This window comes from Bradyrhizobium campsiandrae (assembly GCF_014529705.1).
Classification (GTDB): domain Bacteria; phylum Pseudomonadota; class Alphaproteobacteria; order Rhizobiales; family Xanthobacteraceae; genus Bradyrhizobium; species Bradyrhizobium campsiandrae.
In genome coordinates, this window is record NZ_JAANIH010000072.1 from 1 (window position 1) to 22,871 (window position 22,871).

Genomic DNA, 22,871 nt, shown 5'->3' on the forward strand with positions numbered 1-22,871 from the left:
TCGGTCCGAGGGAATCGTCAAGCTTGCCGCCGAGCCAGGCGCCAAAAGTGCCCGCGATGGCGAGAATGATGCCGAACGTACCGATCTGGATGGTGTGCCAGCCGAACGTGCCGGCGGCGTAGATGCCGCCGAACGCGAACAGCGAGACCAGGCCGTCGGTGTAGATCATGTTGGCCAGCAGAAAGGCTGCGAGCGATTTCTGCTGCGGCAGATCCTTCAGCGATCGCTTCAGGCCTGCCAGACCTTCATGCAGTGCCTCGCGCACCGGACGCTTCGCCGGATAATCCGGCGTGAACAGGAACATCGGCGTCACGAAGACGATGAACCACAATCCGGTCAACGGTCCCGCGGCACGGTCACCTTCGTGCGTGGCCGGATCGAGCCCGAACAACGGCGTGAAGCCGAGCAGCGTACGGCCGGTCTCGGGGTTGGCGGCGAGGAAGCCGAGCACGATGATCAGGCTGACGATGCCGCCGATGTAACCCGTAGCCCAGCCGGTGCCGGAGAGCCGGCCAACGCGCTCCGGCGGCACCAGCGTCGGCATCATCGCATTGTTGAAAACGGTGGCGAATTCCGCGCCGACGCTGGCAAGCGCAACCGCGATCAGGAGCGGCGGAATGATGGAGAGATCGCCGGGCTTGCCGATCCACAGCGCGCATGAAGCCACCACCAGGACCCCGCCGAACGCAGCGATCCACGGCTTGCGGCGGCCTGCGGCGTCCGCGATGGCGCCGAGCACGGGCGACAGAAGCGCGATCGCCATGCCTGCTGCTGCCATCGCAAAGCCCCAGAGCGATTGGCCGGTGGCAGGATCAGGCGCAACGCTTGTGGCGAAATAGGGCGCGAACACGAACGTCGTGATCAGCGTGAAATAGGGCTGTGCCGCCCAATCGAAGAAGATCCAGCTGACGACGGCGGCGCGCGGCGGATAGGTCCGCGGAGCGCTGGCCAGGCGCGCATCCGGGGCGATCGTCGTCATCACGCAGTCCTCATCACAAACAGTTTTGTCTCTCTTAGCGCAAACCGTATAGCATTGCAGTGACGCGTGTGAATTGGCCTGAAGGCTTGGCGGAAATTTGTTGATGGCGTCGACACGTCGGACATTCGTCGTACTCATCGCCACCCTGGCGTTTGGTCTTGCATCCGCAACCGCGCAGGATGCGCGGCAGGCCTATGTTCCGCCCGCGCTCGATACGGTCCACGCGATCCCTGCCGAGCATGGCATGGTGGTGGCGCAGGAGAAGATATCCGCGCAGGTCGGTGCCGACATCTTGCGGCGTGGCGGCAACGCCGTCGACGCAGCCGTCGCGACCGGGTTTGCGATGGCGGTCACCTATCCGCGCGCCGGCAATATCGGCGGCGGCGGCTTCATGGTGATCCATTCCGCCGAGCGCAATGAAGACATCGCGATCGACTATCGCGAGACCGCGCCGGCGGCGACCAATGCGCAGATTTTTCTCGGGTCCGACGGCAAGCCTGATCCCGCCAAATCGCGCGATTCCGGACTTGGCATCGGCGTGCCCGGCACGGTCGCAGGCCTGGCGCTGGCGCTGGAGAAATTCGGTTCGGGCAAATTCACCCTGGCGCAATTGCTCGAACCTGCGATGGCACTCGCCCGAGACGGATTTATCGTCAGCGACGATATCGCCGACACGCTGCCGGGCTGGTACGCGCGGCTCGCACGCTGGCCGTCCTCGGCAAAGGTCTTTGCAAAGGCGGATGGCAAGCCGCTTGGCGAAGGCGACAGGCTGGTGCAGAGCGATCTCGCTGACACGCTGGCGAGCGTCGCAGCGCAAGGACCGCGCGGCTTCTATGAGGGCCCGGTGGCGGAGAAGATTGCCAAGGCCGTGACCGACGCCGGCGGCATCATGACCCCGGCCGATCTGAAGGCCTATCAGGCCGTCATCCGCACGCCGGTGCGCGGCACCTATCGCGGCTACGATATCGTCTCAATGCCGCTGCCCTCGTCCGGCGGCGTGGTGCTGGTCGAGACGCTCAACATCCTTGAGGGCTTTCAGCTCGCCGATCTGAAGCAGGGCTCGCCGGCATCGCTGCATCTTTTGGTCGAAGCCATGAAGCGCGCCTACGCGGATCGTGCGCGCTATCTCGGTGATCCCGCCTTCGTCAACGCACCGATCGAGACGCTTACCGCGAAGGACTACGCGGCCAGGCTGGGCGCGGGCATCTCCGCCGATCGCGCCACACCGTCGAAGGAGATCGTTTCCGCCCCGCCCGCGCCGCGCGAAGGCAGCAACACCACGCATTATTCCGTCGTCGACAGCAGCGGCAACGCGGTCAGCAACACCTATACGCTGAACTTCAGCTACGGCGTCGGCCTCGTCGCCGACGGCACCGGCGTGCTGCTCAACAACGAGCTCGACGATTTCACCGCCGCCGTCGGCGCCTCCAACGCCTATGGCCTCGTCGGCTATGAGCCGAACCTGCCGGGGCCCGGCAAGCGACCGCTGTCCTCGATGTCGCCGACCATCGTGCTCAGGAGCGGCAAGCCGGTGCTGGTGACGGGCTCGCCCGGCGGCAGCCGCATCATCTCGACCGTGCTCCAGGTGATCGTCAACGTGCTCGACTACAGGATGGACGTGGCCGCCGCCGTGGCCGCGCCGCGGCTGCATCATCAATGGCTGCCGGACGAGGTGCGCGTCGAGCGTGGCTTTCCCGACGACGTACTGTTCGAGCTGAAAGCGAGGGACCATCTCATCGTCACTCCGATGGGGCAGACGTCGGCCAATTCGATTCTCGTGACGCCGAACGGTCTCCTCGGCGCGCCCGATCCGCGCACGCGCGGAGCAGAGGCCGCTGGACAGTAACCCGGCCACTGCATGGCAAGGGCACGCGCGCCGGCTTGCGTTGCCCGCCGCGCGTGCTACCACGGCCGGACATAAGACATTGCCGGGGAAACGCACATGACGACAGCCGATCCGATTCCGCGCATCGAACGCGCCGAGATCGAGGACACCAGCCTTCTCGCCTTCTATCGCGACATGAACGTTGCCGAGCGCCGGACTTTCTGGGCTTGCGCGGCGGGCTGGGCACTCGACGGCATGGACTTCATGATCTACCCGCTGGTGATCGGCACCATCATCGCGCTGTGGAAGGTCGATGCGGCGTCAGCCGGTCTCGCCGGCACCGTGACGCTGCTGGCTTCCGCCATCGGCGGCTGGCTGGGCGGCTATCTCTCCGACCATATCGGCCGGGTCAGGACGCTCCAGATCACCATCATCTGGTTCTCGTTCTTCTCGCTGGTCTGCGCCGTCGTGCAGAATTTCGAGCAGCTCTTGATCGCGCGCGCCGTGCTCGGCCTCGGCTTCGGCGGCGAATGGGCAGCAGGCGCCGTGCTGATGGGCGAAGCAATCCGGCCGCAATATCGCGGACGCGCGGTCGGCTCGGTGCAATCGGGCTGGGCCGTCGGTTGGGGCCTTGCGGTGCTGTCGCAGGCGATCCTGTTCTCAATGATGCCGGCGGAGACGGCGTGGCGCTGGATGTTCGTGATCGGCGCGCTGCCGGCGCTGCTGGTGTTCTACATCCGCCGCTCCGTCACCGAGCCGGAGATCGCGGCCGCCGCGCGCGCCAAGCACGCGGAAACCGGCAGTCATCCGAAGCTGTGGGAGATCTTCACCTTTCCGATCGTGAAGACGACGGTGCTTGCATCGTTGATGGCGACGGGCTGCCAGGGTGGCTATTACGCCATCACCTTCTGGGTGCCGCAGTTCCTGACGAAAGAGCGGCATCTGTCGATCGTCGGCTCGACTGGCTATCTCTCGACGCTGATCATCGGCTCCTTCATCGGCTATCTCACCGGCGCCTGGCTCGCCGACCGGATCGGGCGGCGCAACCTGTTCCTGATCTTCTCGATCGGCGCAATCGCCGTGGTGCTGCTCTACACGCAGCTGCCGCTCACCAATGAGATCCTGTGGGTGCTGGGCTTCCCGCTCGGCTTCTTCGCCTCGGGCTACTTCTCAGGGGTCGGCGCATTCCTGACAGAGCTCTTTCCGACCCGGCTGCGCGGCTCAGGCCAGGGCTTCTGCTACAATTTCGGCCGCGGCATCGGCGCGCTGTTTCCATTCCTCGTCGGCTCACTGTCGGCATCGACGTCGCTCGCCAATGCCATCGCGATTTTCGCGGTGGTGGCTTACGCGCTGTTCTTCATCGCCGCATTCGCCCTCCCGGAGACCCGTGGGCGCGTGCTGCATGCGGAATAGTGGACACCGCCCGGAATGATAGAAGAGAAGCTTACCGCCCCACCTGATACGGCCCGCCCTTTTCCAGGGCGCGCGCATAGGCCGGCCGCGCGTGGATGCGCTCGAGGAATGCCATCGCCTTGGGATGGCCCTGCTCGAGCCCGCCGCGCGCCTGGGCTGCTTCGAGCGGAAAGCTCATCTGGATGTCGGCCGCGGTGAACGCGTTGCCGGCGAACCACTCGCTTTTGCCGAGCTCGCCTTCCCAATAATCCATGTGCTGCTTGAGCTGCGGATTGACCAGCGCGGTGAGCGCCTGGTTCGAGACCTTGCGCACCAGCGGGCGAAGCAGCGCCGGCGCACGCTTCGGCATCAAGGTGAACAACAGTTTGAGCAGCAGCGGCGACATCGCCGACCCCTCGGCATAATGTAGCCAATACGTATAGCGCAGCCGCTCCGGTGTATCGGGCGGCGGGATCAGCCGGCCGTTGCCGTAAGTCGCGACGAGATATTCGATGATCGCACCGGACTCGGCGATGGTGTTGCCGTTGTCGGTGATGACGGGCGACTTGCCGAGCGGATGGATCGCACGCAGATCTTTCGGCGCGCGCATGTCGGGCTGGCGCTGGTAGCGCACGATCTCATAAGGCACGCCCAACTCCTCGAGCAGCCACAGCACCCGCTGCGAACGCGAATTGTTGAGATGATGGACGGTCAACATCGGTAGGTCCCCAAAGGCTAGGCGTGGTGGCTAGGCGCGGTCGGTCGGCCGCGTACGTGCCAGCCCGGGAACACAATGTCGAGCCGTCCGGATGGATATTTTCATCCGGGTATATTGACCTTGGCAATTTACCCGGATATTAAGCGGCGCGACTCGATTCAATATGGCAATGATTTCAATGCAGAAGACTTTCACCGCCTTTCAGGGCCATCAGCGCCTTGCGTCCGGACCGGCTGGAGAGGTCGCACTGGTGGTCAAGCGGGTGGCGCCGCGGCCGGAGCAGCCCATCATCATCTTCGAGGACGCCACGGGCCGACCGATCGACTTCGACCTGCGCGGCGGGGATCGCGAGGTGCTGGCGCGACTGGCCAAGTTCATGCCGCCGCCGGCCGAGGAGACCGCAGCACCGGCCGAGCCGCGCGGGCGCGGGCGGCCGAAGCTCGGCGTGGTCGCGCGCGAGGTGACGCTGCTGCCGCGGCATTGGGAGTGGCTCAATGCGCAGCCGGGCGGCGCATCGGTCGCCTTGCGAAAACTCGTCGACGAGGCAAGGCGTGTCAGCGGCGACAAGGACCGCGAGCGGCAGGCGCGCGATGCGGCCTATCACTTCATGTCGACCATGGCCGGCAATTTGCCGCAGTTCGAGGAGGCGTCGCGGGCACTGTTCGCAGATGACCGGCGACGCTTCACCGGACTGATCGCCGACTGGCCCACCGATATTCGCGACCACATCGTCAAGCTCGCCTACAGCGACCGCGCCTAGCCGCGACGTCTCGACTCCAACGACGGCCGAGCCGCGCATCGCGCGGCAACAGCTTCGCACGCCCGATGAAAGGACCATCCATGTCCGCCGCCACGCCGCTCTGGCAAAATTTCCTCCGCTTTCTCGCGCCCTTGATGCTGAGCAACGCGCTGCAGTCGCTGTTCGGCACCGTCAGCAATGTCTATCTCGGCCAGATGATCGGCGTGGACGCCCTCGCGGCGGTCTCGGTGTTCTTCCCGGTGATGTTCTTCCTGTTCGCCTTCGTCATGGGACTGAGCACCGGCGCCACCGTGCTGATTGGCCAAGCCTTCGGCGCGGGCGCGCACGACAGGATCAAGATCGTCGTCGGCACGACGCTCGCGGTCGGCCTGCTGCTCTCGATGTCCGTCGGATTGATCGGGGGCCTCTTCGGCCGCCAATTGATGATGGCGCTGGCGACGCCTCCCGACATTCTCGCTCCTGCCAGCGCCTATGCGCGCGTCATGCTGCTGACGATGCCGCTCGGTTTCACCTTCCTGCTGATGACGGCGATGATCCGCGGCGTCGGCGACGCGGTGACGCCGCTACTGGCGCTGGCGCTGTCGACGGCGATCGGCCTGATCCTGACACCGATGCTGATCCGCGGCGCGGTCGGCATCACCAGCCCGGCTTGGGCCGCCGCCGTCGCCAACGCAGTGACGCTGGCGGTGCTGGCCGTCTACTTGCTGCGGAAGAAACACGCGCTTGCGCCGGACACGGCACTGTTGCGTCACCTGTGGATCGATCGCGCGGTGCTCGGGCAAATCCTCGGCATCGGACTGCCGAGCGCAGTTGGCATGGTCGTGATGGCGATCGCCGAGCTGGTGCTGCTCGGCCTCGTCAACGGCTATGGATCTGACGCCACCGCCGCCTACGGCGCCGTCAACCAGGTGATGGGCTACACGCAGTTCACGGCGATGTCGATTTCGATTGCGGTCTCGATCCTCGGCGCGCAAGCCGTCGGTGGCGGCGACCGGGCGCGGCTCGACGGCATCGTGCGAACCGGCCTCGCGTTCAATCTCGTGCTGACAGGCGGGCTGGTGGCGTTGATCTATCTGGTGCCGCGCGCCGTGCTCGGCCTCTTCATCACTGATGGCGCCGTGCTCGATCTGGCGAAGGGGCTGCTCTTCGTCGCCCTCTGGAGCTCGGTGCCGTTCGGTCTTGCGACGACGTTTTCCGGTGCGATGCGGGCCGCCGGCGTGGCGCTGACACCGATGCTGCTGTCGATCTTCGCCATCGTCGCCGTCGAGCTGCCGGCCGCGGTGATCCTGAGCCGCACGATCGGCCTTGCGGGTGTGTGGGCCGCCTATCCGATCGTGTTCTGCGCCATGTTCATTCTGCAGATGGGCTATTACCTCCTGGTGTGGCGCAAGCAGGCGATCCGGCGCCTGGTCTGATCGTCAAGATATTATGATCATCATTAAACGGTGGACCTGTGGCGCGCCCTGCGCCACAATGGAGAAAATCCACCTCAAAAAGCCAGGTCAGGGAGAACGAATTTGACCCGCACAGCCCCGCAATTTCTGTTCGATTTCGGCAGCCCGAACGCCTATCTCAGCCATCTGGCGATTCCGGCGATCGAGCAGCGGATCGGCGTCAAATTCGAATATGTGCCGATCCTGCTCGGCGGCATCTTCAAGGCGACCAATAACAAGTCGCCGGCCGAGACGCTCGCCGGCGTCAGGAACAAGCGCGAATTCCAGCAGGTCGAGACCGAGCGCTTCATCAAGCGCTTCAAGGTTCAGCCCTATGTCTTTAATCCCCACTTTCCCGTCAACACGCTGAACCTGATGCGCACCGCGATCGCGGCGCAGCTCGAAGGCGTCTTCGAAAAATATGTCGATGCTGCCTTCCACCATATGTGGCGCGAGCCGAAGAAGATGGATGATCCGGAAGTTGCCGCGAAGGCGCTGGCGTCTTCGGGCCTCGATGCCCAGAAACTGTTCGCCCGCGCCGGGGAGCCCGAGGTGAAGGGCAAGCTGATCAAGAACACCGAGGAAGCCGTCGCCCGCGGCGCGTTCGGCTCGCCGACCTTCTTCGTCGGCAACGAGATGTTCTTCGGCAAGGAGCAGCTGCGCGAGGTCGAGGAGATGGTGTCAGGAAAGTGAAGCGTGCGAATGGCGAGTAGCGAATAGCGAGTGGAAATCTCGCTCACTATTCGCTACTCCCTATTCGCCATTCGCCAATAACAAAAGCGGAGCTCTCCCATGCGTATTCTCGTGGTCGGCGCCGGCGCCATCGGCGGCTATTTCGGTGGCAGGCTGTTGCAGGCCGGCCGCGATGTCACCTTCCTGGTCCGCCCCAGGCGCGCCGGCGAGCTCGCCAGCGCCGGTCTCGTCATCAAGAGCCCGAATGGCGATGTGACCTTGAAGACCCCGCCGACCGTTCAGGCCGACGCGATCAAGGACAAGTTCGATGTCGTGCTGCTGAGCTGCAAGGCGTTCGATCTCGACGACGCCATCACCTCGTTCGCCGCGGCGGTCGGACCCAATACTGCGATCATCCCGATGCTCAACGGCATGAGGCATCTCGACATCCTCGATGCGAAATTCGGCAAGGAGCGCGTGCTCGGCGGCCTCTGCGCCATTGCCGCCACTCTCAACGAGAAGCGCGAGGTGGTGCAGCTGCAGCCGATGCAGTCGATCAATTACGGCGAGCGCGACGGAAGACTGTCGGACCGCGTCAAGGCGATCGACGAGGCCTTCAAGAGCGGCATCAACGGCGCCACCGCCAGCCAGAACATCATGCAGGACATGTGGGAGAAGTGGGTGTTCCTGTCTTCGCTCGCGGCCTCTACCAGCCTGATGCGCACCTCGGTCGGCAACATTCTCGCCGCGCCCGGCGGCCGCGACTTCCTGCTCGGCATGCTGGATGAGACCAGCGCGATCGCCACCGCCTCGGGCTATCCGCCTGGCGGTCCGTTCTTCGAACGGGTGAAGGGCAACCTCACCACCGAAGGCTCACCGATGACGGCCTCGATGTTCCGCGACATCAAGGCCGGCCTGCCGGTGGAAGCCGACCACGTGATCGGCGACCTCATCGCGCGCGCCGATGCGGCCAAGGTCCCGGTGCCGAAGCTGCGCATCGCCTACACCCATCTGAAGGCGTATGAGAAGCAGCGGGCGGGGTAGCTCCACACTCGTCATCGCGGGGCGCGCATAGCGCGAGCCCGGGATCCATAATCACAGGGAGCAGTTTGATGCGATGCTCCCACTCCAAGTCTTCGCCAAATTGCTCTCTGTGGGTATGGGTCCCGGATCTGCGCTTCGCTTGTCCGGGACGACAGTTGAGATTGTCGCGATAGCCCGGCGCTACTTGAAATACGCCAGATAATGCGCCACCGCCGTGATTTCCTCGTCGCTCATGTGATAGGCGACGTCGGCCATTGCGGCGACGCCGCCGCCGACGCGCTGGCCCGCTTTGTAGTCGTGCAGCGCCTTGACCAGATATTCCTCGCGCTGACCTGCGAGCCGCGCGACGGCCTTGGTGCCGGCGAAGCTGTCCGTGTGACATGAGGCGCAGCGGCGGCCGACGGCGACCTGCGCGCCCTTTTTCGACAGGTCCGGATCCCCGTCCTCTGCCGGCTTCGGCGGCGTCATCGCCGCGAAATAGGCGCCGAGGCTGCGAACATCCTCGTTGGTGATCGTCTCCGCGATCGGCTGCATCTGCTCATTCTTGCGCGAGCCGGCGCGGAAGAACACGAGCTGCCATTGCAGGAACTGATCGGGCTGGCCGGCCAGCGAGGGGATGTTCTCGGTCTGCGAGATGCCGTTCTCGCCGTGGCAGCCGGAACAGACGGCAGCCTTCTCCTGGACCGCCGCGTTGTCGGCCGCACTTGCGGAGAAAACGCCGAGCGCGAGAAGCGCAGCCGCGCTGATGGCGTGCGAGAGGAAATGCCGAGGCATGATGGGAATTCCGATCTATCGACTGCGTCGTTCCGGGGCGAGCGAAGCACGGGCCCGGACTCCATAACCACGCGTCGGGGTTATGGGTTCCGGAGCTGCACGCAGTCCGGCACGCGTGAGGCTCAAAAGAAAGAGACTGCGGCGCCTTGCGGAGCCACCGCAGCCTCGTGTCGTCGTGCGCTACTTCTTGCTGTAGCTGATGCGATAGATCGCGCCGGCCCAATCGTCGGCGACGAGGATCGAGCCGTCCTTGGCGAGGATGATGTCATCGGGGCGGCCGAGATAACCCTGGTCGCCCTCGATCCAGCCCGAGGCGAACACCTCCTGCTTGGCATTCTTGCCGTCGGGTCCGACGATCACGCGCATGATGCGGCCGCCCTGGTATTTGTGACGATTCCAGGAGCCGTGCTCGGCGATCAGGATGTTGTTCTTGTATTCGGCGGGGAACTGGTCGCCGGTATAGAACTTCATGCCGAGCGGAGCGACATGGGCGCCGAGATTCAGCACGGGCGGCGTGAACTCGGAGCATTTGTGCCCCATGGCGAACTTCGGATCGGGAAGGTCGCCCTGATGGCAATAGGGATAGCCGAAATGCTCGCCGAGCTTGGAGATCATGTTCAGCTTGTCTGACGGAAGATCGTCACTGATCCAGTCGCGTGCGTTCTCCGTGAACCAGTATTTGCCGGTGCGCGGATCGACGTCGCCGCCGACCGAGTTGCGAACGCCGAGCGCGTAGATTTCGGCATTGCCGGTCTTGGGATCGACGCGCCGGATCTGCGAGACGCTGGTCGGGGGAACGCCGACGTTGAAGGGCGGTCCGAACGGGATGTAGAACCAGCCTTCCTTGTCGACGGCGATGTACTTCCAGCCATGCGCGGCGTAGGACGGCATGTCGTCATAGACGACCTTGCCCTCGCCGGGATTGTCGAGCTTGTTCTCGATATCGTCATAGCGGATCAGCTTGTCGACCGCGATGACGTAGAGCGCGCCGTCCTTGACGGCGAGACCCGTGGGCATGTTCAGCCCCTTGAGGATGGTCTTGACCTCTTTCTTTCCGTTGTTGTCCTTGATGGCGTAGACGTTGCCGAGGCCGAACGAGCCGACGAACAGCGTGCCCTTGTCACCCCAGGCCATCTGCCGCGCGGCCAATACGCCGGAGGCGTAGACCTCCATCTTGAAGCCCGCCGGCAGCTTCACCTTCTTGACGATGTTGGCGAGCTCGGCATCGGAGGCGCCGGTCGGCGGACCGGAGGGCGGCGCGAGGCCCTTCTGCGCCTCGGTCTCGTCGCCGAGGAACCAATCGTCCGGCGGATGGGTCCAGAATTCCTTGGTGCCGGATTCGTACTTCTTCAGCGCACGGCTCTTGTCCTGCTGCTGCGCGCCCGCGATGCTTGTCCCCGCGAGTAGGGCAACCGCTGCAAGCGCCAGGACGGATTGAAATGCGGATTGATGGAATTTCATCGCGTCACTCCCCTAAGGCAGCCGTCAGGGCTGCACGTTATTTTGTTCTGATAGTCGAGAGGCGAAGTTTGTGGTCTGTCGAGGTGGCAGACGCAAAAAGGTTAGCACATCTGCGAACCGTGAAAAGCGCGTCGCGTGCGCTGCGATAGCACTCAATAAAAATTGAGACTGATCGTCACACATCGGCTTGGGCCGTCACGACAACGTTCTCGCTGCAACGCGGAATCGCAATCATGCGCGCCTGATTTGCAGGCAGCAAATCGGGCGACCTATCCGGAAACGCGAAAACAACCCCATGCACAGTAGAACGGCCGCGGCCGCAGACCGCGCGGTGAGGCCGGCCACGCGTCTGATTCATCGTGCGATTTGACAAAAGCGGCGATTAGCGGGCGACGGGGTACGGCCCGTCGTCAAACAGCGTGTCGTGATAGCCCTTCGAGCCGACCTCACGCGCCAGGGCGCTGCGAAAATCGCGGCCCTCACGCAGGCTGCGCAGCACATGGGCGAAATCGAATTCGGGACGCCATCCGAGCTCGCGCCGCGCGCGCTCGTTGACATAGACGCGGTCGATGTCAGGGAAGAGCCGCCAGCCCCGCGCGGCATAGAGCTCGGCGCAATCCGGATAGAGCTCTCGCACGATTGCGGCGGCGTCACGAGCCAATGCCGCGAGATGGTGTTGCGCGAACGGACTCGTCGCCGAGACGATGTAACGGCCGAAGCCGACCTCGCCCGCGCGCGCGATGGCGAGCAGATGCGCGCTGACTGCATCCGCGATATCCAGCCGTCGATAGAGCAGCTCGTTGGCCTGCGCATTGTCCAGCGCATAGGCTGATCGCATCGCAGGATCGTCGTCATCCTCCGGAAAGAAGCGCGAGGTCCGCAGCACCACGACCGGCAGGCCCTTCTCGCGAAAGAACAGCTCGCACAAAGTCTCAGCCATCAGCTTGGTCGTGCCGTAAATGTTCTTCGGCACCGACGCCAGCTCCTCGGTGACCCACACCGCCGCCTGCCCCGCCTGGGGACGAAGCTGCGAGCCGAACGCGCTGGTGGTGCTGGTGAAGACAAAGCTCTTCACGCCGGCCGCATCAGCCGCTTCGAGCAGATTGAGCGTCCCGGTGACGTTGGTATCGACGAAGTCCTGCTTGCTGTGAGTCGCGACATGCGGCTTGTGCAGCGTCGCGGTGTGAATCACGGCGGTGACGCCATCCATCTGCGCACCGACGAAGGTGGGATCGACGATCGAGCCGACGGCATCGGTGAAAGGCGACGGCTTCAGGTCGATCCCGCGCGCAGGCGCGCCGCGGCGCCGGAGGGTGCGCAGAATGGCTTCGCCGAGATGGCCGGCGCTGCCGGTGACCAGAATTGTCATGTGGAACCAGATGTACCGATCAAGGCGGAACGCCCCGAGCCGATTTACGGTATTTTTCGCTGAGACGCCTGTCGAGGGCCGAGATGCTTGGTATCACGATGAACTGGTCGGCACATTCATCCGCCATCACACTTGGCCGGCATAGGCCGATCCACGAGAGGGAAATGGGCATTAGAAACTATTTGATCGAGGGCATGTCCGGCACTGGCAAAACCACGGTGGCTGAGGAATTGCAGCGGCGCGGTTACCACGTGGTCCACGGCGATCGGGAGTTGGCTTATCAAGGAGACCCAGAAACGGGCAAGCCGTTGGCCGTCGTGCCTGCGCACCTAAACGAGATGGACAAGACCGCATGGCAGTACGTGCGGTGGCTTTGGAATATCGACAAGGTCAAATCCGCAATTGCGGATCACAGCCATGCCATCTCTTTCTTTTGTGGCGGCTCCAGAAATTTCCCTGGCTTTATCGATTTGTTCGATGGCGTTTTTGTTCTCGAGGTCAAGGACCTCGAAACATTGTATCGGCGGCTCGATGCGCGTATGGCGCTCGACCCGACAGACTGGGGCGGAAAACCGGAGGAAAAAGAACTCATCAGACGGTTGCACCAAACAAAAGAAGGCATTCCGAAAGACGGCATCATCGTCGATGCCGATGAGCCGCTTGAAAACGTCGTGAACGAGATCCTCTTGAAATCCAGAGCGGTAGATCGGGACCCACTGGGAACCGCGCCTTGAGATGATCCAAGGCCGCATCAAGGCCGGTCAGGAAAGAATTGTGCAGGAGGTGTTGAACGAGGCCAGCGTTGAACGTCCTGTGAGAGACTGCAAAAGGGGCGGACCGCAAACGCCAAATGAGACAGCTCAAACTAACAAAGGCAGGCACAGCCGTTGACACGAACTGTCGTGTCAGTCCCCATCCAGCCGCCAGCGGCGTGGAAAACCACGGCTCAGTTTGGCTAAGCTGGATGCTTCTAGGGAAAAATTGGAGCGGGCGAAGGGGCTCGAACCCTCGACCCCGACCTTGGCAAGGTCGTGCTCTACCACTGAGCTACACCCGCATCCTGTGTCGGTCGCGTGACGCGCCGGCAACGGCTGTCGTATGCCAAAAGCGGGAGGCGAATGCAACAGCTACCGGCAGCATCATCTCGCTTTCCGAGCCCCAATATGAGCCCTGGAACGGCCAAATCGACCCAAAATCGACCCGAGGCCACCGAATCGGCGGCAATGGATTGAAATTCGGCCCATTCGGCCCAATTTTAGGGCCTGAAGCGAAGCATAGGACATGGCGGCGTGCTAAAGACCCGCCATTCCAGACATCAGACGAGGGGATCCCGTGACGATCATCGACCAGGGTAACGGCGCGGCAGGCCCGGCAGCGGCCGATCTGATCAAGGACACCACCACTCAGACCTTCGTGAAGGACGTCATCGAGGAATCGAAGCGCCAGCCGGTGCTGATCGACTTCTGGGCGGAGTGGTGCGGCCCGTGCAAGCAGCTCACCCCGATCCTGGAAAAGGCGGTCAGGGCGGCCAAGGGCAAGGTCAAGCTGGTCAAGATGAACATCGACCAGCATCCGGCGATTCCGGGCCAGATGGGCATCCAGTCGATCCCGGCCGTGATCGCCTTCGTCAACGGCCAGCCGGCCGACGGCTTCATGGGCGCGGTGCCGGAGAGCCAGCTCAACGCCTTCATCGAGAAGCTGACCAAGGGCGTGACGGCGCCGGGCGAGCCCAACATCGCCGAGATCCTGCAGGAGGCCGAGGCCGTGCTCGCCGAGGGCGATACGGCCGCCGCCGCGCAGATCTACGCCGAAGTGCTTCAATACGATGCGACCAACATCGCCGCGCTGGCCGGCCTCGCCAAATGCTACGCGATTTCGGGTGCGATGGAGCAGGCCAAGCAGACCCTGGCCATGGTGCCGGAATCCAAGCGCAACGATCCCGCCGTGAAGGCCGTGCAGGCCACGATCGACCTCGCTGAGCAGGCCGAACAGCTTGGCCCGATCGCCGAACTCGAACAGAAAGTCGCCGCAAACCCGCTCGATCATCAGGCCCGGTTCGACCTCGCCACCGCGCTGAACGCGAAGGGCGACCGCGCGGCGGCCACCGAGCAGCTGCTCGCGATCGTCAAGCGCGACCGCAAATGGAACGACGACGGCGCCCGCAAGCAGCTGGTGCAGTTCTTCGAGGCCTGGGGCGGCACGGATGATGCAACCGTCGAGGGCCGCAAGCGCTTGTCGACGATCCTGTTTTCTTGAAGGCAGGGTCGAGGTGATCCGCGGCGTCAGGTAGCGCGTTTCAATCTGACTCGGGGCCGAAATGGGGACCAGATGCCGATCAATATCGAATATCGCGGGCCCGCCGACCTTCCGGAGATCATTCCGGTGTTTCCGCTGCCGGGCGCGCTGCTGCTGCCGCGCGGCCAGATGCCGCTCAACATCTTCGAGCCGCGCTACCTGGCGATGGTCGACGACAGCCTTCGCGATGGCCATCGCCTGATCGGCATGATCCAGCCCGACGTGGCCCACTCGCCGAAGAATTCGGACAAGCCGGCGCTGTTCCGGGTCGGCTGCGTCGGCCGCATCACCCAGCTCGCCGAATCCGGCGACGGCCGCTACATTCTCGAGCTCACCGGCGTCGCGCGCTTCAAAGTGCTCGAGGAGCTCGAGGTGCTGACCGCCTACCGGCAGTGCAAGGTCGATTTCTTCGCCTTCACCGATGATTTCAAGGCGCGCCTCGGCGAGGAGGCGGTCAACCGCGAGGCGCTGCTGGTCGCGCTGGCGGATTTTTTGAAGGCCAACAATCTCAAGGTCGACTGGGAGGGCGTCGAGAGCGCGCCCAACGAGGCGCTGGTCAACGCACTGGCGATGATGTCGCCCTATGGCCCGGCCGAGAAGCAGGCGATGCTGGAGGCGCCCGACCTGAAAACCCGCGCCGAGATCCTGATCGCGGTGACCGAGATGGACCTCGCCAAGAAGCGCACCAGCGGCGATCCGCCGTTGCAGTGAGGCGGCAACCTGATTTGCCGGCGCAGATGAAATGAGCCGGTCCTGGATTTCGAGATCCCGGGAATCACCGCTTCAGGTCGCTCAAAACGCCACGCTCAGCCCGCCCGAGACCTGGTTTATGTGCGCGTGCGTGCGCGCTTCGCCGCGCCAGCGGACAAAGCCTGACATCCAGTTGGTCAGCGAGGCATAGAGGCCGGCATCGGCATAGACGCCGGCACCGCCGGCGGGCGCGGTCTGCGCCAGGGCGCCCGCGGTGAAGATTTGCGCATCGAGCGAGGTCACCGGCGCGGTCTGATACAGGAAGCCGCCGGCCAGCGTGGCGGTCAGCTTGATGCCGCGTTCGGTCGTCATGGTACGCGCGACGGCCGGACCGAGGGTGAAGCGGAAACGATCGGTCCATTGTCGCGGCACCCGCAGCGCGAAACCCAAAGGCGAGTTCACGCTCGTGCCGTCGAACAGCATATGCGTGAACGCGGCGGTCGCCGTGGGCGCGATCTGGAACCCCCGGTAGTCGAAGCTGTAGGCGATCGAGGTGCCGCCGAGCAGGCTGGTGGCGCTGCCGTTCTGGTTGGTGATGCTGCCGGTCTCGAACTCATGATGCAGGGCGATGTTGCTGACGGCGAGGCCGCCATAGAGCGCGGCCTGCAGACGGCCGACGGTGCGCTTGCCATAGGCGGCGATCACGACATTGTCGCCGCTGCCCGAGCCGTTGCCGCTGGCATCGGTGTGGGAGTAGGAGGCGAGCGCGCCGAACAGCTGGCCGGGCTTCACCTCGCCTTCGAGACCGGCAATGAAGCCCGAGATGCTCGCCGAGCCGCCGGTGATGCCGGCCGAGGTGCTGGTCATGTTGGACTGATAGAACACCGAGCTCCACCAGTGCTCGGAGCTGATGGCCGGCGTGTTGGCATCGCGCGGCGCGCTGCTGGTCGCGGCCGGCGCCGCCATGCTGGCATAGGCCGACGAGAAACTCCGGCCGACGTCGTTGACCGAGAAGGAGAGATTGTTGAAGCCCGGCGCAACCGCCCCGCCGAGCAGATGGTCCTGCAGCGCTTCATGAAATACGTCGACGGCGTCGAGCGCATGTCCGACGCCGCGCGCCTCGTTGGCGGCGGAGAGCCCCGACAGCACCGGGCCGAGCTGCGAGGGTGGCAGCTGGTAGAGCGCATTGAACGCGCTCTGCAGCGCCGTGTCGGAGGAGATGGTGCCGGCGGCCGGCCGCAACCGATCGAGCGCCGCACCGGCGCTCTGCTGGTTGGCGTTCCAGGCCGAGCCTGCCGGCGCCAGCGCGTAGGCCGCGGGCGTCGTGATCAGGTCGACATAGGTGGCTCCGATCAGCGTGTCCATGCGCAGATTTGAGGACAAGCCGCTGGCGCTGAGATCGACGCCGGAAAACTGGCCGCTGACCCCGCCGCTGGCGCTCGCAATCAGGAATTGCTGCCCGAGCGCCGGGGTGAAATTGTTGTTGCCGCCGGTGATGCCGCGAAAAGAGGGCTGCAATGTTCCGCCGAGCGTGAGCGCGGCACCGTTGACGATGAGCTGGGAATAGCTGCCGGCGCCGCCACTCGTTGCGGCTCCGTCGATGGCGATGCGCAGCGTCGCAGTCGAGCTCAGCGTCACCGCGCCGGTGAAGGTGAGGGCACCAGGCGCGGGCATGCCTTGCGACAGCGTTCCTGGCGACAGCATTCCTGGCGAGAGCGTGCCGGCCACCGTGGTCGGCGCGGCGATCTGTCCGACGCCGCCGAGCGTGGCACCCTGCGCAACCTGAAGCGACGCGGCGTTCAGGGCGCCATCGACCGCCAGACCACCGGCTCCGACCGTGAACGACTGGAAGATCCCGGCACTCTCCAGCGCCAACAGCCCTGACCCGGTCTTGGTCACCGGTCCCTGCGCCGCCCACAGCCCGTTCGCGGTCAGCGTCGCGCCGACCGCGACATCGACGCTGCCGCCGCTCGAGCCGAACACCACGGTGCGACCACTCGAGAAGGAGGCCGTGGCGCGCCAGGTGCCGCCATTGATGCCAACCTGGCCGGCGGAGTTGCCGAGCGCGCCGTCGGAGCCGGTCGCCAGCACGCCGCCATAGATGAACGTGCCGCCGAGATAGCTGTTGCTCCCCGTCAGCGTCAGCGTCGCCGGGCCGATCTTGTTCAACGCGCCCGGCCCCGAGACGGTCCCGGACCAGGTGGAATCGGCCTCGGCATCGAAGGTGCCGTCGGCAGCGAGCGTGACGTTGCGCGCCGAGCTCAGTTTCGCATTGGTCTGCAGCACGCCGCCATTGAAGGTGATGCCGCCCTGCGGCGCGCCGAGATTGGCGTCGGCCGCGATCGCAACGATGCCCGCATCGATGATGGTGCCGCCGGTATAGCTGGCACTGCCGCTGAGCGTCAGCGTGCCCGTGCCGAACTTCTCCAGCGGCCTGTTGCCTGTCAGCAGCGAGACGTCGGGCGCGGAATCGTTGTTGGCCTTGCCGAACCACAGCGCGCTCGCCTGGGAATAATGACTGGTCACGTCGTAGAGGACGTAGGCGCCGCGGCCATAGAGCGCGACCACCAGTGTATCGATGTCCGAATAATAGTTCAGTCCATAGGCGACGGCGTTGGGCAGGCTGCTCCCCAGGCTGGTCCACTGCACGTTGGTCGCGAATGGCGCGAGGGTCGAGATCACCGACCCCTGCGAGCCGTCGATGGTGGTGCCACCCACGAGCAGCGCACGCACGCCGTTGATGGCGCCGCCGGTGTAACTGTCCGCGACGTAGGCAAGGCCGGCGGGATTGGAGAAATTGGCCGGCAGCGTGAGGGTGCGCAGCGTGGCGCCGGTGTCGTTGCTGGCGTAGACGTTATGAATGTCGGTGATGAAGAATTTGTGCTCGGTGAGCGGATCGAACATCACCCCGATCGGATTGCCGGCGCTGTTGGTCGCGACCTGGTCGCTGTAGGACGCAAGCAGGTTGTGCGAGACGTCGACGGGCGTGCCGGCATTGGCCTGCGCCTGCGTGCGCAGGAATACGCCGTAGCCGCCGCCAAAGAGATTTCCGCCTGCGAGGATGGCATCCGGCGCATCATGCGTGCCATAGGCGATCTTCTCGCTCCACGCGTTGCTGGCAAAGAGATTGCTGTTGGACGCGGGGCCGCCGGGACCGGCGCCGGCGGTGATGTCGGTGAGGTCGATGCTGCCGGACAATGCGGTGCCCGGATCGGTCCAGGTGTAGAGCCGGCCCGACCTGAACAGCAGCTTGGTCGGGTCCACGGCATTGACCGCCGCGACAATGCCGGTGGCACCACCCTCATAGGTCTGATACCCCGTGCCACCCGTGCCGGCGATGTTGATGTCAAGCATGTTGGGGGGTGTCGCCGACGACAGATTCTGGTCGGCGAAGACGCGCGCCAGCCGCGGGTCGTCGCCCGTGGCGTACATGATGGACGCCCCGCTTCGCTTGTAGTTGACGGCGACCGAGAACCCGTCGCCGCCCACCACGTTCTGCCAGGGCGTGCCGGTCTTGGTCTGTCCCAGCGTCGTGGGGGCCGAGAACGCGGCGCCATTGTCCTGCATCGCCACGCCGAGCCGTCCGGTCTTCGGGTCCATCACCGCCTGGTAGGCCTCGATGGCGCGGATCGGACTGCCGTTAGACGCCGCGCCGCCCAGTGCGCTCCAGGCTGCGTTGGCGTTCCCCGGATTGTTGAGCACATAGACGCCGCCGTCATTGGTGGCGAGCAAGCCGCCCTGCGAATTGATGACCAGCGAACGGGTGTCCGGATGCGGCGAGGAGTTCAGGGTTGGGAAGACCACCGGCGTGTAGGTCGCGGCGTTGGTCGACGCGTTGTAGTCGACGCGAACGATGGTGGCGCTCTCGTCGCTGGCGCCGGTGAGAAAATCGCCGCTGCCGGCGATATAGGCGACGCCCTTCTGCTTGGGGTCGGCCACCAGGGCAAAATGCAGATTGGCCTGGGTGTTGCCCTCGAGGCCGCAGCCGGTCGCACAGTCGGGCGGCGAGGCCAGATAGGCTTCGCCGAGATTGTACCAGGTCGGCGTCTGGCCGGGCGCGAATTGTGGCGTGTAAAACACCACGATCGGCTGGTAGCTGTTCTGCTTGGCGACCGCGACGAACAGGGAATCGTTCGGCCCAGCGGCGATCTTCATGTTGGCGGTGTTGCCGCCGAACCCGCCGGAGAAAACCAGGTTGCTCGCATTGGCCGAGTTGGTGCCCTGGACTGACGTGCCGGGTCCGAGCAGCAGATGCCAATTGGCTCCGGCGTCATTGCTGTAGAAGATGCCGTTGTCGGGCCGGTAATTGAAGCCGTCGCGCGCGGCGAACAACACCGTGCTGTTGCCGCTCGTGGCGCTGATCAGGCTGGTCACTTCGGTGTTGAAGCCCGGCACCAGGGTGAAGGTCTGCCCATAATCGACGCTGCGGTAGAGGCCGCCCGCCTGCGTGGTCGAATCGTGCCCCTGCGAGCCCGCCGCCGCGACCAGGACCACGTTGCCCATCGCGATGATGTTCTTGATCGAGGCAGGGGCGCTGTCGGTGAGCTGGTTACCGGACGAATTGAGATAGTAATTCTGGATACCGGTGGGCGTCATGGCCTGCCACGTGGCGCCGCCGTCGACCGATTTGAGCAGCCTGGTCTGCGGCGCATCGTTCACGCCTCCCGCGCTGTAATAGCCGCTCGCCGCATACATCGTCTTGCCGTCGAGGGCGTCGATGGTGATCGCCCCGATCGCGAGCGTCGGCTGATGATCGGTGGTCGGCGTCCAGGTCACGCCGCCATTGGTTGTCTTCCAGATTCCGCCGGAGGTGGTCGCGGCCCAATAGGTGTTCGGATCGGTCGGACTTTGCAGGATGACGTTGACGGCGCCGTAGACGGGATTGCCTTGCGCAGACATGCCGTAGACGAGCGTATTGCTGGTCAGGATTCCGGGCGAGGGCGCAGCGGTGTTGGTCGAGGTGAAAGGCCCGACCTCGATCCACTGGGCGCGGGAGGCAGCCGGCAGCAGCGCGAACGCCAGCGACAAGGCCGCAAGCAGCGCGACCGCCAACGACCGGACAGCCGGCTGCGCCGGCCTCGACGCGCCACCCCCACACTCACGCACGACACACTCCGAACCGACGATCCGCCGATCACGCAACCTAGTCCGTTGGTTCGACAGCCTTGTGAAGGCAGTCCGCCATCCCAACGCAACTTCGCGACGAACCGCCGGAGAGTAGGTTGACGTCGCCCCGCGGTCCAGTTCCACGGTCCGAACCGGCCGAACGAAGGTCGTCCGGCGTTGCCGACTTGCAACATCTTTGATTGAGCTCGCCGAAGCGCGTCCGGCGAAGGACACAGATCAATGGCGCCGGATACGCTTGCGCCCTGTGATCATGGCGCGGATCAGGTTCTCGCGCTGAAGCAGGGCCATTCCCACCACGCCGGCGACATGCAGCACGACCAGGATCATGACGGCGTCGGACGCGTAGGCGTGGGTGTCCTCGATCCACCAGATGCCGAAGAAGGCGACCGTCACCGACAGCGCGCCCGTGATCGCCGAGACGGCGAGCGACAGCAGCAGCGCCACCAGCATCAAGGTGCCGGCGGGATTGAGGCCGATGTAGCGCCCAGTGATGCCGCGACGCAGATTCCAGAGATAGGACGGCGCAGCGCGAAGCCTGATTCCGATCATGCGAAAGCGCGAATAGCGGCTGCCGCAAAAGCCCCAGGCCAGGCGGAAGACGAGCAGCGCGAGAACTGCATAACCGACGATACGGTGAAGCCTGTCATAGACGGTCGGCGTGAACCATGCGGCCAGCACGCACGCCGCGAGCGACCAGTGCCAAAGCCGCAACGGAAGGTCCCAGACCGCGACCGTGCGGTCGGCGGGGGTCCGACCGGACACCCCGCGCACATCCGGCACCGCTTCGTCGTTCAAGACGGGACCACCCTCACATCTTGGCGCGCGCCTTACTTGGCGATCGTGTGCTTCAGGCTGAGATCTTCCGGGCTGTAGAACAGCTCGAAGAGCTTGCCGTCCTTGACGCCGTAGACCTCATAACACGAGCCTTCGATCTTGGAGCGACGCACTTCATAGCCTGCTGCCTTGGCCTTAGCCTCGGCATCGCCCGCCGGCTTCCACGACGCCTTGTCGAGCTTGGTGCAATCCTTGAAACCGTCGGCCATCGCCGTCGACCCCATACCGATCCCGACCGTCAATGCGATGGCAAGAACACGAATGACTCTCACAGATATCTCCTTCTCTATCGTGTGCGCGACGCGCGGGCCGAAGGAAGCAAAGCACGACGTGAAGTCAATCGGGTCCGGATCATGGTGGCGTTAGAGATATTCTAACCGTCGCCAAAACATCAGCGCGCTCCGAGTGCAACGCGCGTTCGGCGGCGTGATGCGGCCTTAAGCCTCACGGATCCAACCGCACGCTTTCGGGCGGCATTCAGTAGCCGGCCACCGCCATCGCCACGACGACGCTGAGCATCACCCAGCCAAAGTGCCGGCCGCGCGTCGCCCATGCGTTGGCGACGGCGGAGAAGCCGAATACGCCGACCATGGTGACGACGATCCAGTGGCGTGCGAGTGCCGAATCCATCGAGGGCGCCGCAATCAGCAGCACGCCGCAACCGATCCAGGCCACCGTGGAGGCCTGCCAGACCAGGCGGATCAGGGTGCGAAGCCGCGGCGGCTCGATGGTGGCGCGGGGAAACACCTTGGCCTCGCCGAGATAGCCGTGGATGAGGGCGACGACGATGGCGAGGAGCCCGGCGCCCTGCAGCAAGAGATCACGCATCAAGGACTCCATACAGATATGTATGGTGGGATAGACGCTGGCCAGGCGCCTGTCAATACACTAGTGTATGGCCAGGATTTCGGAACCTGACATGACCGAGCAGCTCTCCGCCGATGACTGGATCAGCCAGGGCATCAAGGCGCTCACCAAAAGCGGTTTTACCGCGCTGAAGGCCGAACCCCTGGCGAAAGCCATGGGCGTCTCCCGCGGCAGCTTTTACTGGCATTTCGCCGATCTCGGCGCGTTCCACACCGCCGTGCTGAGGCGCTGGCGCGAGATCGCGGCCGAGGAGATCATTGTCGGTGTCGAGGCGGACAGCGACGAGCCGCTGAAGGCGCTGCTGCGCAGGACCTTCGGCGCCCGGCTCGACCTGGAACGGGCGGTGCGTAACTGGGCCGCGTTCGATCCGGCGGCGCAGGCGGCCGTCCGTGCCATCGACCGCCGCCGGCTCGACTATATCGAGGCGCTGCTGGCGCGGCGCGGACTCCCCTCGGCCACCGCGCAGGCGCGCGCGCAGATCCTGTACTGGACGTTTCTGGGCTTCGCGTTGTCGGCGGCGCCGGTACCGGCGGCGCGGCTGCAGGGCCTGCTCGACGAGATCATGCGGATGCTGTCTGAGTAGCCCGCGATGGGCTGGCGGGATTTTCTGTGCTAGAGGGCAGCCGACTGC

General features: G+C 64.7%; 19 protein-coding genes and 1 tRNA gene. 10 read left to right on the top strand and 10 right to left on the bottom strand.

Annotation, left to right across the window (positions count from 1 at the left end; translation table 11 throughout):
- On the bottom strand, positions 1-979 hold a 979-nt coding region (locus tag G8O24_RS35440; protein WP_188107165.1), incomplete at its 3' end, for an MFS transporter.
- Between the two features lie 103 nt (positions 980-1,082).
- Between G8O24_RS35440 and ggt the strand changes: the two genes are divergently transcribed.
- Both ggt and G8O24_RS35450 read left to right on the top strand, forming a co-directional pair.
- Entirely contained in the window at positions 1,083-2,825 is a 1,743-nt protein-coding gene (gene ggt / locus G8O24_RS35445) for a gamma-glutamyltransferase (protein WP_188107166.1), read from the top strand.
- A gap of 96 nt (positions 2,826-2,921) precedes the next feature.
- A complete protein-coding gene (locus G8O24_RS35450) occupies positions 2,922-4,217 on the top strand; it encodes an MFS transporter (protein WP_188107167.1) in 1,296 nt (431 codons plus the stop codon).
- Positions 4,218-4,248: 31 nt separating this feature from the next.
- On the opposite strand, the gene G8O24_RS35455 is transcribed toward G8O24_RS35450, so the two are convergent.
- Positions 4,249-4,914: a glutathione S-transferase family protein gene (locus tag G8O24_RS35455; protein WP_188107168.1), complete on the bottom strand. Its 666-nt coding sequence runs from the start codon at positions 4,912-4,914 to the stop codon at positions 4,249-4,251.
- A gap of 178 nt (positions 4,915-5,092) precedes the next feature.
- Here G8O24_RS35455 and G8O24_RS35460 point away from each other — a divergent pair, with 178 nt between their 5' ends.
- The 4 genes from G8O24_RS35460 (at position 5,093) to panE (ending at position 8,823) form a co-directional block, all read left to right on the top strand.
- On the top strand, positions 5,093-5,674 hold the full coding sequence (locus G8O24_RS35460) for a DUF2239 family protein (RefSeq protein WP_376708111.1): 582 nt from the start codon (positions 5,093-5,095) through the stop codon (positions 5,672-5,674).
- 80 nt (positions 5,675-5,754) lie between these two features.
- On the top strand, positions 5,755-7,089 hold the full coding sequence (locus tag G8O24_RS35465; RefSeq protein ID WP_188107170.1) for an MATE family efflux transporter: 1,335 nt from the start codon (positions 5,755-5,757) through the stop codon (positions 7,087-7,089).
- A 102-nt stretch (positions 7,090-7,191) separates the two neighbouring features.
- Complete coding sequence (locus tag G8O24_RS35470; RefSeq protein WP_188107171.1) at positions 7,192-7,800, top strand: 2-hydroxychromene-2-carboxylate isomerase; 609 nt, start codon at positions 7,192-7,194, stop codon at positions 7,798-7,800.
- A gap of 99 nt (positions 7,801-7,899) precedes the next feature.
- Positions 7,900-8,823, top strand: a complete 924-nt coding sequence (gene panE / locus G8O24_RS35475; RefSeq protein WP_188107172.1) for a 2-dehydropantoate 2-reductase — start codon at positions 7,900-7,902, stop codon at positions 8,821-8,823.
- A gap of 180 nt (positions 8,824-9,003) precedes the next feature.
- Here panE and G8O24_RS35480 read toward each other — a convergent pair whose 3' ends face one another.
- From G8O24_RS35480 to G8O24_RS35490, 3 genes are all read right to left on the bottom strand, one after another.
- Entirely contained in the window at positions 9,004-9,597 is a 594-nt protein-coding gene (locus G8O24_RS35480) for a c-type cytochrome (RefSeq protein ID WP_188107173.1), read from the bottom strand.
- Between the two features lie 180 nt (positions 9,598-9,777).
- Entirely contained in the window at positions 9,778-11,058 is a 1,281-nt protein-coding gene (locus G8O24_RS35485; protein WP_188107174.1) for a PQQ-dependent sugar dehydrogenase, read from the bottom strand.
- Between the two features lie 382 nt (positions 11,059-11,440).
- Positions 11,441-12,427: an NAD-dependent epimerase/dehydratase family protein gene (locus G8O24_RS35490; RefSeq protein ID WP_188107175.1), complete on the bottom strand. Its 987-nt coding sequence runs from the start codon at positions 12,425-12,427 to the stop codon at positions 11,441-11,443.
- Between the two features lie 164 nt (positions 12,428-12,591).
- Here G8O24_RS35490 and G8O24_RS35495 point away from each other — a divergent pair, with 164 nt between their 5' ends.
- Positions 12,592-13,161 carry an AAA family ATPase gene (locus G8O24_RS35495; RefSeq protein WP_188107201.1) on the top strand — a complete coding sequence of 190 codons (570 nt, stop codon included), beginning with the start codon at positions 12,592-12,594 and terminating at the stop codon, positions 13,159-13,161.
- A gap of 248 nt (positions 13,162-13,409) precedes the next feature.
- On the opposite strand, the gene G8O24_RS35500 is transcribed toward G8O24_RS35495, so the two are convergent.
- A tRNA-Gly gene (locus G8O24_RS35500) sits at positions 13,410-13,484 on the bottom strand.
- Positions 13,485-13,759: 275 nt separating this feature from the next.
- On the opposite strand from G8O24_RS35500, the gene trxA reads away from it, so the two are divergent.
- The gene (gene trxA, locus G8O24_RS35505; RefSeq protein ID WP_188107176.1) at positions 13,760-14,683 is read left to right on the top strand and encodes a thioredoxin; all 924 of its coding nucleotides are present in this window, start codon (positions 13,760-13,762) and stop codon (positions 14,681-14,683) included.
- A 72-nt stretch (positions 14,684-14,755) separates the two neighbouring features.
- Positions 14,756-15,433, top strand: a complete 678-nt coding sequence (locus G8O24_RS35510; RefSeq protein ID WP_188107177.1) for an LON peptidase substrate-binding domain-containing protein — start codon at positions 14,756-14,758, stop codon at positions 15,431-15,433.
- 81 nt (positions 15,434-15,514) lie between these two features.
- Here G8O24_RS35510 and G8O24_RS35515 read toward each other — a convergent pair whose 3' ends face one another.
- From G8O24_RS35515 to G8O24_RS35530, 4 genes are all read right to left on the bottom strand, one after another.
- Positions 15,515-20,464 carry an autotransporter-associated beta strand repeat-containing protein gene (locus tag G8O24_RS35515; RefSeq protein ID WP_188107178.1) on the bottom strand — a complete coding sequence of 1,650 codons (4,950 nt, stop codon included), beginning with the start codon at positions 20,462-20,464 and terminating at the stop codon, positions 15,515-15,517.
- A 291-nt stretch (positions 20,465-20,755) separates the two neighbouring features.
- Positions 20,756-21,334, bottom strand: a complete 579-nt coding sequence (locus G8O24_RS35520; protein ID WP_188107179.1) for a cytochrome b/b6 domain-containing protein — start codon at positions 21,332-21,334, stop codon at positions 20,756-20,758.
- A 32-nt stretch (positions 21,335-21,366) separates the two neighbouring features.
- Entirely contained in the window at positions 21,367-21,645 is a 279-nt protein-coding gene (locus G8O24_RS35525) for a PepSY domain-containing protein (RefSeq protein ID WP_188107180.1), read from the bottom strand.
- Positions 21,646-21,850: 205 nt separating this feature from the next.
- Entirely contained in the window at positions 21,851-22,201 is a 351-nt protein-coding gene (locus G8O24_RS35530; protein ID WP_188107181.1) for a hypothetical protein, read from the bottom strand.
- Between the two features lie 91 nt (positions 22,202-22,292).
- Here G8O24_RS35530 and G8O24_RS35535 point away from each other — a divergent pair, with 91 nt between their 5' ends.
- Positions 22,293-22,823 (top strand): TetR/AcrR family transcriptional regulator, encoded by a 531-nt coding sequence (locus tag G8O24_RS35535; RefSeq protein WP_188107182.1) that lies wholly within the window; start codon positions 22,293-22,295, stop codon positions 22,821-22,823.
- The last annotated feature ends 48 nt before the right edge of the window (positions 22,824-22,871 follow it).

What these genes read in the sequence shown, in the direction of transcription:
- panE (WP_188107172.1), top strand. Translation starts at nt 7,900, where the DNA reads ATGCGTATTCTCGTGGTCGGCGCCGGCGCCATCGGCGGCTATTTCGGT.
- G8O24_RS35510 (WP_188107177.1), top strand. Translation starts at nt 14,756, where the DNA reads ATGCCGATCAATATCGAATATCGCGGGCCCGCCGACCTTCCGGAGATC.
- G8O24_RS35490 (WP_188107175.1), bottom strand. Translation starts at nt 12,427, where the DNA reads ATGACAATTCTGGTCACCGGCAGCGCCGGCCATCTCGGCGAAGCCATT.
- G8O24_RS35455 (WP_188107168.1), bottom strand. Translation starts at nt 4,914, where the DNA reads ATGTTGACCGTCCATCATCTCAACAATTCGCGTTCGCAGCGGGTGCTG.
- G8O24_RS35535 (WP_188107182.1), top strand. Translation starts at nt 22,293, where the DNA reads ATGACCGAGCAGCTCTCCGCCGATGACTGGATCAGCCAGGGCATCAAG.
- G8O24_RS35530 (WP_188107181.1), bottom strand. Translation starts at nt 22,201, where the DNA reads ATGCGTGATCTCTTGCTGCAGGGCGCCGGGCTCCTCGCCATCGTCGTC.
- G8O24_RS35450 (WP_188107167.1), top strand. Translation starts at nt 2,922, where the DNA reads ATGACGACAGCCGATCCGATTCCGCGCATCGAACGCGCCGAGATCGAG.
- G8O24_RS35465 (WP_188107170.1), top strand. Translation starts at nt 5,755, where the DNA reads ATGTCCGCCGCCACGCCGCTCTGGCAAAATTTCCTCCGCTTTCTCGCG.
- ggt (WP_188107166.1), top strand. Translation starts at nt 1,083, where the DNA reads ATGGCGTCGACACGTCGGACATTCGTCGTACTCATCGCCACCCTGGCG.
- G8O24_RS35480 (WP_188107173.1), bottom strand. Translation starts at nt 9,597, where the DNA reads ATGCCTCGGCATTTCCTCTCGCACGCCATCAGCGCGGCTGCGCTTCTC.
- G8O24_RS35495 (WP_188107201.1), top strand. Translation starts at nt 12,592, where the DNA reads ATGGGCATTAGAAACTATTTGATCGAGGGCATGTCCGGCACTGGCAAA.
- G8O24_RS35460 (WP_376708111.1), top strand. Translation starts at nt 5,093, where the DNA reads ATGCAGAAGACTTTCACCGCCTTTCAGGGCCATCAGCGCCTTGCGTCC.
- G8O24_RS35485 (WP_188107174.1), bottom strand. Translation starts at nt 11,058, where the DNA reads ATGAAATTCCATCAATCCGCATTTCAATCCGTCCTGGCGCTTGCAGCG.